The organism is Cohnella suwonensis (assembly GCF_042655365.1).
Classification (GTDB): domain Bacteria; phylum Bacillota; class Bacilli; order Paenibacillales; family Paenibacillaceae; genus Cohnella; species Cohnella suwonensis.
Map to the genome: position 1 here is coordinate 52,603 of NZ_JBHSMH010000082.1, position 12,715 is coordinate 65,317.

At 56.5% G+C, this 12,715-nt stretch carries 2 protein-coding genes; one reads left to right on the top strand and one right to left on the bottom strand.

Annotated features, from left to right (window positions below; genetic code table 11):
- Positions 1–215 precede the first annotated feature (215 nt).
- On the top strand, positions 216–3,800 hold the full coding sequence (locus tag ACFPPD_RS19920; protein WP_209748164.1) for a glycoside hydrolase family 44 protein: 3,585 nt from the start codon (positions 216–218) through the stop codon (positions 3,798–3,800).
- A 281-nt stretch (positions 3,801–4,081) separates the two neighbouring features.
- Here the strand turns inward: ACFPPD_RS19920 and ACFPPD_RS19925 are convergent, their stop codons facing one another.
- Entirely contained in the window at positions 4,082–12,673 is an 8,592-nt protein-coding gene (locus ACFPPD_RS19925; protein WP_209748162.1) for a Tc toxin subunit A-related protein, read from the bottom strand.
- Between the last annotated feature and the right edge of the window lie 42 nt (positions 12,674–12,715).

Below are 12,715 nucleotides of genomic sequence, written 5' to 3' on the forward strand. Positions count from 1 at the left end.
TCACTCTATAGTGACTGTCCCGGCCCTTTCTTTGTCTGATCAACGAATTGTAATGATCCGCGTCAAGGGAGAACCTGCATGAAGTGGTTCACCCCCCTTCCCGGAAATGTCCCGTACAAGTTCCCGACCAAACCGGGAACTTGTCTCTTGTTGCGGGATGCCGATCTTTCGAAAATAGTTATGCACGATAAAAAAACTTAATGGAGGACACATTCGTGAAGCGTCAAACGATGAAAAAAATATTGTCTCTTCTTACCGCATTCGTTGCTGCTTTCTCTATCATAGGCAGCAATGCCGGCGGATTGGAAGCGGCAATAGCGTCGGGGAACCCGGCCAAGCTGATGGTATATGATGACCGGTTGAGCGACGAGTTCGCAAATTACAGCTGGGCCAATCATCAGTTAGGGGACGGATCGACGGTACATACCGGCACGTCGGCCGTAAAGCTGAAGCCAAATGGAGACGATGCTCTCTACTTTTACAAAGATCGGATTCTTCAGGTGTCCGATTATCCCGTATTCGAGTTGTGGGTGAACGGCGGAACCGGCGGCGGTCAACAGCTTGAAATTGTGCTCCAACTGGGCGGACAGCCCGTTGCGAGTAAGCAGCTTACCGCCATTAAGGGCGAATGGCAGCTAGTTCGTATTAATCTAGCGGAAATGAATATGCCGGGCGGCATCTTCGACGGCATTCTTATCCGCGGAACGACAGGCGGCGAACAAGCCGACGTCTATTTCGACGATCTTGCGTTTGTGTGGGAAGCGGTTTTAGTTGGGCTTGCGGTATCCCCTTCACCCGTCCGTCTTCTCATCGACGATCGCTTAAGCCTGTCGGCGGCGACGGTCTCCTCGGACGGGACGAATACTCCGATCGATCAGGGCGTAGCCTGGAAATCCGGCAACGAGCAAGTGGCGATCGTGCAAAACGGCCTCGTAACGGGTATCAAAGCCGGCAAGACGGTATTGACGGCATCGTACGAGAACATGACGGCATCCGTGCCGGTCACGGTCGTGGATCCGGATGCGCAACCCGAGTTGCCTCAAGACGATCGTCCGGGCATTACGGTTTACGCGGATACGCTGAGCGAAGCATTTGCCGATTACAGTTGGGCCAACCACGATCTATCGGAATCCTCTACGGTTCGCTCTGGGAGCGCGTCGATCCGCATGGATCCCAGCAATGAGGGGGGCCTGTACCTCTATAAAGGAAACGGATCGGTCAACGTCAAGGAACACGATACGCTTGAATTCTGGGTTAACGGAGGCGATGCCGGCGGGCAGCAGGTCGAACTGGTGTTCAACTCCGGCGGAGCGCCAGCCGCATGGGTCAATCTCGGAAGCTTGCTCGAAGGCGGAACGATCCCGGCCGGCGAATGGGCCAAGGTGTCCGTCGATCTGAATGAGCTCCAGCTTCAGGGGGGCATTTTCGACGGCCTGCTGCTCCACGGCACCTCCGCTGGTCCTCAAGGGAACCTTTACCTGGATGACATTCGTTTGCTCGAGAAATACGTGGCGCCTCCGACGTTGCTGGAAGGCGTATTATCGCAGTACGGCTTGGTGTTGGCACCGGGAGATGCCTCGAGCTTGTCCTATGAAGCGCGTTACAGCGACGGTTCGGCCAAGGACGTAACCGCGAAGACGCAATGGACCTCCAGCGATTCCGCGATCGTGACCGTTGACGACAAAGGCGCGCTCACCGCCCATGAAAGCGGTCTTGCCAAAATCACGGCCCGCTTCGATGGCGGCTCATCCTCTATGTATGTTCAGGTCACGGGCTATACGAAGGAACCGGCATTTACGGACGCCCTGCCTGAAGGTTACAGCAACTGGAGCTGGGGGACGAACGATTTCGCCAATCCCGCGCCGGTCGCTTCCGGCACGAGATCTATTTCTTTTGCGGCGAGAGGGTATGAAGGAATCTGGATTCACCGCGACGCCTTGATGGATCTTACGCGGTATTACGGCTTGACGCTTAAGCTTCATGGCGGATCGACGGGCGGCCAGAAGCTTCGGGTGAACATCATGAACGGGCGGAATTTCGCGGGCGAGTTCAACCTCGACGATGTGCTGCCGAATGGCTTGCCGGCCAACGAATGGACGGAGGTAAAGCTGAAGTTCGCGGACCTTGGCCTCGGCGATTTGAACTTCGACGGCGTGGTCGTCTCCGCATGGGGCGAGCAAGACCAGGGAACCGTCTACGTGGATGACGTCAACTGGCTGAAAACGACCGACGAGGTGAATCTTCCCGATCCGGAACTGCCGGGCGTGAAGGTATCGATCGACTCCGCCGCCAACCGGCGTACGCTCAGCGAAGGGATTTTCGGAGTGAACTTCGAGGACATGCCGTCAAACGGCGCTTCCACGATGGACTTCCCGATCAAGCGCTGGGGCGGCAACCAGATGACCCGGTACAACTGGCAGCTGGATACGACGAACCGCGGCGGTGATTGGTACTTCCTCAACATCCCGAACAACCCGGACAATGGCTCCCAGCTTCCGAACGGCTCTCTGTCCGATCAATTTATCGCGGATTCGAAGAGCAGCGGCACCGACGTGCTGCTTCAAGTTCCGACGATCGGCTGGACGCCGAAAAGCCGTGATATCGGATGGAGCTTTTCCATCGACAAATACGGCGCGCAATCCGGCAACGAGTGCAACTGGGGAGAAGCGTGGTGCCGCGCCGACGCCGGTACGGGCCGACGCGCGGACGGAAGCTACGTGACGGGTAACGATCCGACGGATACGTCCAAGCAGGTCGGAACGGATTTCATCACGAGCTGGATCGGCCACCTCCAGCAAAATTACGGCTCATTCGTACACAAGTATGCGCTAGATAACGAGCCGATGCTGTGGCCGCATTCCCATTGGGACGTTCATCCGCAAATGACGACCTACGACGAAGTGTGGAACTATACGACGGAATACGCCAAAGCGATTAAACAAGCCGATCCGCAGGCGGAAATTTTCGGTCCGGTGCCGTGGGGCTGGTGCGAATATTTCTACTCGGCGAAGGACGGGTGCTCGGCGGGTGCCGACATGGAAGCGCATGACGGAAAGCCGTACCTGGAATGGTACTTGAACAAGGTGAACGAATACAAGCAGCAAACGGGCGTCGCCTTGGTCGACGTGCTGGACATTCATTATTACCCGGCGGAAAACAACGTTCCGTTCAGCAGCGACGAATCGGCCGCCATGACCAAACGACGGTTCAACTCCCTGAAATCGCTGTACGATCCGAATTTCACGGATCCCTCCTCTTGGATTCAAGAGCCCGTTAAGCTGCTGCCTCGGATGCGCGATATTATCGAGCGCAACGCGCCCGGCACGAAGCTGTCGATTTCGGAGTATAACTTCGGCGACGGAACGGGCATCGGCAGCGGATTGGCGCAAGCGGAAGCGCTCGCGATATTCGCCCGGGAAGGCGTGGACTATGCGATGCGGTGGGGAGCATTGCCTGCCGATACGCCGCTGGAAGACGCGTTTAAGCTGTTCTTGGACTATGACGGAGCCGGTAGCAAGATCGAAGGCGACGTCGTCGGCGCGATCAGCTCTAACGGCGACGCGGTGGGCGCGTATACGATCGTGTCGAAGGAAGGCAAAACCTTCATCCTTCTGTTTAACAAAGATACCGCGGCGAGGACGGCGAGCGTAGACGCCGATCTGGATCTGGGCGGTACGGCGCAGGTTTACAGATTCGATGCGAAGCATCGGCTGGCGGCAGCCGGCACGGCGCAAGGCGGACCGGATGGCCTCGCGCTTCGCCTCCCCGCCAAGTCGGCTACGCTCATCGTGATGCCGTAAGCATAAGGAGGGGGCTTTCCGTGATTCTGAATTTCGCTTGAGAGATAGCTTCCTGACTAGAACATTTGTCTGACGCAATTGAAAAACGGTTGAGCAGAGGTCACTTCTTGCTCAACCGTTTTTCGTTTTTGGTCGACTGTTTTCCGACTTCTAAGCTCTCACCTTTGGCAAACCGTGAAGCTGAAAGCATCGAAATCCACGGTTGCTCTTCATTTGAACTTTCTTTGGATTAATAAAGAAAACGGCACTGCCGCTGTATTTTGCGGTGTGCCGTTTTCCCTTTAATCGATCGAATAATCGCACAAGACCAGCAAATCCTCGATCACGCCGCCATTCAGGCGGGTATGGCCGTCTACCGTGACTTTCAACGCGGCCGGCAGGGCGGCGATCGCGGCTTCGCTCGCTTTCAGCATCCACTCGCCAAACCCTTTGCCTTGGGCGGAGACTTCGTATTCCGCGATCGGCATTCCGTGAAGGACGGAGTCGTTCGAAAGCAGGGGAGCCGACATTTCCGATCCTGCATTCGGGGTGATTAACGTCAGCAAGAGAGGCGAACCGTTGCCGGGATACGCGGTTCCTTCCTTCAGCTTCAAATAGCCTTTGACCCGATGGACCGTCAGTTCCCTTCCACGATACCGATACGGGAAGCGGACGGCTTCCAGCTTCAGCGGAAGCGATTGTGCCGTCTCGGATGGCCCCGGATGCAAGAACCGGTGCCACTCCGATGAGAATTCGTGGCGGACGCTGAACAACCTCTGGAGGTTAGGTTGTGCGGGAAGTTTGCGCACCGGCGATCCGCTTGCCCCCTGCTCTGCCGCTTCATCCAGCACGGCGCTCGCAAACGCCGCGGTCCGAAGCTCATCTCCGCCTTCCCGGGCCGTATAGCTGATCCTCAGAATGATGTCGGAAATCGAATCGAAGTCGAACGCATTCGTTTCCCGGGGCAGTTCCAGCCTCCATTCGGAAACGGCGCCGGCACCTTCGAACGGAAGATAGCGTTCGTCCCGGAACGACAGCTCGAACAGGCCGGCATCGTTCTGGGCATGGCTGAAGGCGATCGACTGGACGGCCGAGAAATCGTGCAGGAACCGCGGATCGTCCGGCTGCCGCTTGTAAGGATCCGATGCGCTATTGTTCGCGCGGATCCGGCTGGACATCAGCGTCAGGCGGCCTTGCACGCCGGTATGCGGTCCCGTTACGCAAGGGATCGAGACGTTGACCGATTTGATCCGCCTCATGTACTGGCCGGGATGATCCATGTCGAACAGTTCCTCCGGCATCGCGATCGTACAGGCTCCCGTCTCCTTCAGGGCGATCAGCGCGATCGGATCGAGCTGGACGAGCGAGACGGACTTCGTCAATTCGTAGTCGCGCGAATTCTGGTCGTGGTACGCCATCTCGAGGCGCTTCAGGTCCAAATGCAAGCGTTCCCCGGCAAGCAGCCCCTTCTTCAGGCTGTCCCAGCCGAACTTGATGAACCCGGAATCCGTGATCCCCCGTTCGAACCGGTAGGCCATTTCCGCTCGTTTGGCCGTATTGTAGGCCAACTGGTACGTTTGGAAGAACAGCGTCGTCAATTGGGTCGCCATCCACTGGTACAGCTCGCGGTTCGTGAATTTCTCCCGAAGGAACCGTTCCACCTCTTCCGCGTGCTCGATTTGCTTGTCTTGATTGAAAAGCTCGCGTTCGGCGGTCGACAGCCTGATTTCCGCTCCGGCGATTTGCGCGTCGATTTGCGCAAGCTCCTTGGAGGCGGATTCTTCCTGCAGCTTCCACTCTTCCGATCTCCGCTTGTAGCCGCCCACGATACCGCTCATGGAAGCAGTAGTCCCCAGAATTGAAGCCAGCGTGTTCATCGCGCGGCCGAAAGAATCCGAAGCGCGGCCGACGTTCGAGCCCCCGAAATGGGTGGTTGCGACAGGCGTACTGGCCCATCCCTCTACTCCAACGGTCATGTCCGGTGCCGCATGGCCGGCGGTCGAAGTCAGCGCGGATACCTCTGCGATTCCTTGAAGCAATACGGATCCGCCCATTCCGATCAACTGGGCCGTTTCGAAAAGATTCATGTTGCCCGCGCCAAGGGTCTTGTAATGATTGTGCCTGTACTCTACGACAGACCGCGATTTTTGCAATCCTTCCAAAGCTTTCTTCGCTTCTTCGATCTGGTTCGTTTTCACTTGCCGGATGAGCCGGTGCAACGACGTCTCATGCCGGGCGCGCAGGCTGCCCAGTTCCTCCGCATCCTTCTTCTCCAGGGCGGACAGGAGCGCGGCCCCGAGCGCTTTCGCTTCGCCGCACAGCTCCAGCGCCTTCGGCAGCACCGCGGCGAACCGATAGTAGCCGAGCGGCTGAGACAGATCTGCCAGCACTGACCCGGCTCCCGCGCCCGCGCTCGTCGAGCGTATGGCGGATGCCGGATCGATCGGCGTTTCGAACAGGGACAGCTTTCGAGCGATCCCTTCGAGATTCAAACCGCTGCGGATCTTCATCAGCCGGTCTTCCACCGTATCCCAGTAACGCAACAGCTTGTCGTTCTTCGGGATGCCGAAATACAGCGATCTTCCGACGCCGGATCCGATCGGAGATCCGTTAGATCCGACAGCCGGCTGGACTTTGATGTATGGGAACCGGTTTTGGACATCGACGAGAGCGTTCGAAAAATCGTCCAATCCGGCCTGGCGCAGCTGAGCGTAGGATTTGGCGGCCGACTTCGTCAGTTCCGGAATGTGCTCCGGACGGGGTCCAAGCAGGTTGGCCGCCATGACGTACAATTGCGTCGCTTCGTTAATGGACTCCATCGTGTCCCGGGCGAACAGATCATCCCCCCAGGCAATCAGTGTGTCGATGTACTTCATGACGACCGACTTCTGATAGCTGCTGATCCGCATCCTCGCGATACGGTGCGGTTCGAACGGATTGGACCGCCATTCGGCGATTTGGTTTTGCAGCTCCTGCTTGACGTTCGGATCCCCGTTCGGATCGGCGAGTATCGTGAGCAGCTTCCAGATCCGGTTCTCCTCCGTATTCTCGTTAAACGGCAAGAAACGCCAATACCGCCTCGGCGACGGCTCATCGGAATCGATCGTCGGATTGAAAACATAGTGGTACCATTTCATCGCTTCCTCGTAGCGCCGTTCCTTGGTCAAGCGATCGGCGAGCAGCATGGGCACATGGAAGAACAGCTCCCAGTTGTAGATGCCATATGCTCCCTGATAACTGAAATCGACATTTTCGAGCGGCGGCGTACCATGGACGCTTGATGTAGGCTCATAAGTCCGGGTGAAGATTGGCGGATACTGCGTCTCGTTCGTCATCCGCTGCGTTCCGAGCGAGAGAAGGCCTTCCACCCCCCCCTCGTTGCAGGCCCGGACGAACGAACGGGACAACGGATGGAAGAGGGATTCGTATCGCACGCCCGGGCTGTGCAAATTGCCTGACTGTTCCACGTAATAAGTCCGGTAATAATCCTGATGCACATAAACCAACGCTTTGCGGTTGTCGTAAAACGCGAAGTTTCCCCACAGATCGAGCGGCGCCAAGAGGCGGAACGGTCCTTGCGCCTGATCCATGATTCGGACGGGATCGTAGATCCCATTCTCTCCCTTGACATGCAGGATCGAAAAGACCATGTCCTCAGCCCCCCCAAGGAACATGCCGGACATATCCGTATCCTGGGGTGCGTAACCTTCGATTCTTTCGATGCCTAACCGGGGCAATATCGTCGTGCTTTTGCGCGTATCGTTGAAAAAGAAGCGGCCATAAGTTTCCGCGGTATATTTGAAAGTGGAAATCGCCCGGAAATCTCTATGCACATCAAACGCCAGGTTTTGGCCGTCACTTAACAACTTCGGGGTTAAGAAGTAATTCAGCTTCGATTGCTCCAGGTCGTCGGTCGGGTAGAGCCATTGAAGGAACAATCCTTGATCCGAAACCCGCTTGCCCGTCCATCGGTTGTTTCGGTATTCCGTCCATCCCAGCTTCATGACGAAGCGTTCCTGAGAGGAGCCGGGCTGCTCGCTCGTCGGCCGATTGTCCTTCTGGTCGGCCGTCTTTTCCATGATCGCCCAGAACAAATACATGCTCGCGTTGAACATGAACGGAATAAGATGGTCGCCTTGGATGTCCGCGTCGATTTTTTTCCAAGCCGTCCATTTCCCCAGCTTTTTCGTCCGGTGGTAATACACGTACGGTACGGAGAAGGTGCGGGCGAATACGTGAACCTCATCGCCGTTGCGGTACAGCGCGCGGATATCTAATCTCGCGAATTCGTCCATCTGTTCTAAATAATAGCCAAACGACTGCCTGACGTTCTCGTCGTTGATCTCTTTCTGGAGGATTTCGTTCTCCAAATCGACGAAAATCGGGGTCTTGTCATCGCGCAGCTCCGGCTCCACCCAGTTTTCAGGATACAGGAAGATTTTGCGGTTCGCTTCCCAAGTGCGGTAATTTTTCAACCATTCCCATTGCTTGGCGTCTATCGCTTTCGGAGGCACACCGGGCTCCAAATTCAGCAAACAGCGCTGCACGAACAGTTGGACCGAAGAAATGGCTTGTTTGATCCTGGACGTCTTCATGTCGGCATTCATCTCGACGTCGATCAGGAAGTATTCGAACAATTGATTCCCGTTCGTGATACCGTTCGCTTTGATTGCCGGATAATGAAGCACGCAATCGACCAATGCTTCCCTCCACTGCTCGCGAAGCCGGTTCTCGATGCCGACCGCGTTTAAACGCCAGGACTGCTCGCTGTGGCGGGATTTCGCCGCGTTTTTCACTTCGAAAGCGAGCGCGGCATCCGGGAGATCCTTCGTCCAGGAAACCCACTTGACCGCGGGCACCCTGAGTCGCTCCGAGAGCCGGACGGCGGTGTGGATGGCCGGGAATTTCGCAGGGTTAACAAAATGGGCAGGTGTAAGCTTCCAGCCTTCAGGTCCGAACAGGACAAGCAAATCCGCGCGATCCCAGCCGGTCAAATTCGACAGCTGAATGGTAACGCTCTCCAGCGTCGCGCCCTGCCTTTTCGCTTCCCGAAATAGGGTCAATAAGCCGGGGCCGCCGGGAAGAAGAAGATCCCGGGCATACCGGTATTGCGTGAGCAATCTCCATTGCCGGAACAAAGAGCGGACTTCTTCCCCTTGAGGTTCTTCCAAGGCGGGGAGCTGATTGAAGTCGAGTCCTTGGAACTCCGTCCGGTTATCGTGAAAATAGACCATTTCCTCCGGTTCGATCTCCAGGCTCCGGACGATGTAAGCGGCTTTGTGCAGCTTGCGATAAGATGCTGAAATGACGGAAGCTTGGCTGGACAAGAAGTCGTCCATCGCGAACGCGTTCGGCGTTTCCGATCGGGACGAGCGCAAGATGTTTTCGATAAGCTTGGCGATAGCCGTTTCCGTACATTCCAGCGTCTCGGCCAGCGTCTGGATGACGAAAATCCTTTTGAGCGCGTCCACCGTCGATCCGCCATTATCCTCCGCGGACGCCGACTCGATCCGCCCAAACCCATCCCGTAAAATTTGAGCCATCTTCGCGATCTGGGTATCGGTCGGATCAAGCGGCAGGTTCGGAAGCTCCTCGTTCCGGAATAAATAGCTGAGCTCGCCGATGCGGAAACCGGCCTCCTCGATTACATTTCGCAGTTCGATAAACTTCAATGTGTCCGAAGGCGAACGGAAAGGCGTTCCGTCCGTCAGCCGTAACAGCACCAAGCATTCGGGCACCGATAGGGAGAGCAGCCGGCTCAGCAAGGAATACCGGTACAGGGTCGATAAATTCGCCAATGTCAACATCGCGTTCGCGCCGGACAGACCGGTTTCTTCGAGCACGGCTTGAAGATCGTTCTCTTTCCACCGCAGCACGGCAAGCAGTTGGGTCCTCTTCGAGGCAAGCGGCAGCAGATGCCCCCGGATTTCTTTTCCTCCGCTTAACAGCCCGAAATCGGGGTCTGGCGGATTCATAAGCGCTTTATTCTGGAACAGCTTCAGATATAAGGAGTCGTATCCTTGGGTATCCAGCGTATTCCATAGGGCAAGCAGCTCCGTCAAGGATACGCTGCTCTCTCCTAACTCCCGATGCACGCGTTTCAAATCGGCCAGCTTGACCAAGAACGACTCCCGTTCCCGGCCGAGCGCGGACAACGTCTTATCCAATTCCCGAATCGTCCCTCCGATTTTCCGCCGCAATCTCAAGAACCGGTGGATATCCCGCAAAGGCGCGAAGTTATCGAACGAAAGATTTTGCAGCCATGTCGTTTCGAGATCGCACGGGTCTGATTGCGCCGCGATCACGACATTTGGGGCCGCGGGGTTCGGATTGATATACCGGGTTTCCAATAACTCGAGCAGTTCATCGTAAGTAATGTCCGCACGCCGAAGGAATTCCGGTATCTTTCCTACATGCTGGCTCCATGGCATGTTGCAGCGCAACTGATCGGCCGGAATGTGTTCGGAATGGAATTCGTTCTCGCTCCAGCTTAGATGGACCCATTCGCCGGTGCTTCCTCCGCAGCGGTATTCCAGCTTAATCTCATAAGCCTGGCCCGCCACCATCTGGATTTGCTGCGACTGCCCTACCGGCGGATTCGTTACGCCCCAATAGTCGAAGAGCAATTGCCCGTTGAACCAGAAGCGGTATCCTCCGCTCGTTCCATCGAAGCTGAGCTTCATCGGTTGGGTCTTCTTCGGCACGAGCCACCCAGTCCAGCGAACGCTGAACTTCGCAGGCAGCGTCGGCACGTTCGATCCTTCATCCCAATCGAAATACAGTTGAGGATCGACGCGGATCAGGACGGGCGAACCGGTCAAATTCGGGTTCGGATAATAGGAACCTAGCAACCCTTGCTCCGACACCGTATCGGACGGATAGCCGAAAAATTCCCACAATCCCCGCTCCAGGCGTCCCATCCAGATGTTGCGGTCCAGAGAAGACAACCCTAGATAGTCGCCTGCGAGGGCATAGTCGGGATGGTTGTCCGGGAATGTTGACACCAACTCGTGCAAGCTCGTTCCCATATGTTCCAAATACGCCCGCGTCGACTGCAAGGGGCGGTCATACGGCAGCGAGAACGGAAATACGGCCTGTTTGACGGCGGTCGAGGCATCGTTCGAAATGTCTTCCGGGAACGAAGCGCTGTACTCGCGGCTTACGTTCAAATCCTCGGACAAGCTGTCCGGAGCCGTGTTGTTCACCGTTGGGACGCCCCGGGCTATGTAACTTTCCAACACTTCGTTCACCAAATCGATATAAGGAATGACGGTATTCGTGTTCTCGCAAGTCAGCTGTAAATGTTCAAGATCCGGCCGGTGACGACGCAGCACGTCGATCGGCCGCTCCGCCATGCCGCCGGGCAGCGTCTTCGGGTTCAAATATTGCAAAAGGTCGACATAGTAAGCGGCCGCGCTGTACACCGACCGGCATTCCGCGCAATCGCACATGTCGATCCGCCCGAACAGCGCCGCCCAATCGGGAAGCTCTTTTCGAAGCTGCTCGCTCAGCATAGATCCGCCTAGGGCGGCGGGCGTCACGTCGTACATCGCCTGGTAGGTCGACGTATACAAATGGGTAGCCGTCGCATGGACCTGTTCGGCTTGCGCGTAAATTTGCTTCGCTTCTTCCTCGCCTCCGAGCGATGATCCGTACTGGTCGACGAAAGCCTCTTCGCTCAGGCTGACGACGCTGAGTGCGGAATCCAGCCCACCCTCCATTAATCCGCTCATATGCTCGTAGCGGGGGCTGATTTGGTATACCCGCTGCAACGCCTTGAGTCGGGAGGCGAGCGCGGATGTCATGCCCTCTTCTTCTGTCAATCCTGTCTTCTCCGATTGGACGTACTTGTCCACGACGGTAGAACCCAAATCGAAATCGGCAGACTCTTCGAGGAATCGAGCGAGCCTTTCTCGAATCGGATTACGGAATTGACCGGTCATGCGGGCTTCTTCCATGGCACGGTCCAGGTTCAACTCGGGAAACATGTTTTTCTCCCTGCGCAGCCGTTCCTCAAAGGCATCGTTTGAACGTTCCGTGGATTCGTCCGCCTTGATGGCACTTAAGCGTTCGCCGCTGCCTGTTAACCACGCCGGCGAGATATCCGGCTGCACGGCAATGGACCGGGCCAAAAGCAGATTCGGATGGACTTCCTCCTTCTCCTCTGCCGTTTCCGCATGCCCCTTCTCCCGGCGCAAGGCATTCTTCTGGCGCAAACTTTCGCCGGTCCCCGCTAAGCGGAGAAGAGATTCGTTCCGTTCCCGTTCGTCGATCGGCGGGATCTGCTTGTAACGCACGGCGTTGTCGAGAGCTTGCTCCCACTCGGCAGCAGGCATTATCGCCAATCGTTCCAACGCATTCGGCATTCCGCCTCTCAGAAGGCCGTAGTATGCCGAAGCTGACAAGGAACCGTTTTCTTGGCGCAAACGACTCGCGGCTATCCAATTCTGCACGTGATGAATCGGGATTCCGTTCGTACCGGAGAGGTATTCGGCTTCCTCGTCCGAAATCGCTGCCGGGTCCAAACCGTTCAAGATCGGTGCAAGGGCAGATTCGAGCCGATCCCACTCCGTATCCGTCGAATCCGCCGTATAGAGGGGAATGTTAATCGGCTCACGCAACTTGGCCCGGTAGACGACTTTGGAGACGAAAGGCTGAACTTCCTTGTCCGGATGTTCGGCGCGGACGAACAGGTCGATCGTCTTTCTGCCGTTCTTCTTCGCCGAATCCAGGTCGTAGGCAATATAGTAACGGCCGCACTCGTCCGTCACGGCCTCTCCGATCAGTTCCTCTTCTCGTAGAGTCCGGCTATAGAGTTGAACTCGAACACCCTCCAGCGTGTTCGCTCCCAATGATGCAACCCCGTTCACGGATTGTTTAATTTCGTTCGCCAATGGATTCACGTTCCTTTCCGAAATTAGAGAATTGAAGGAAAG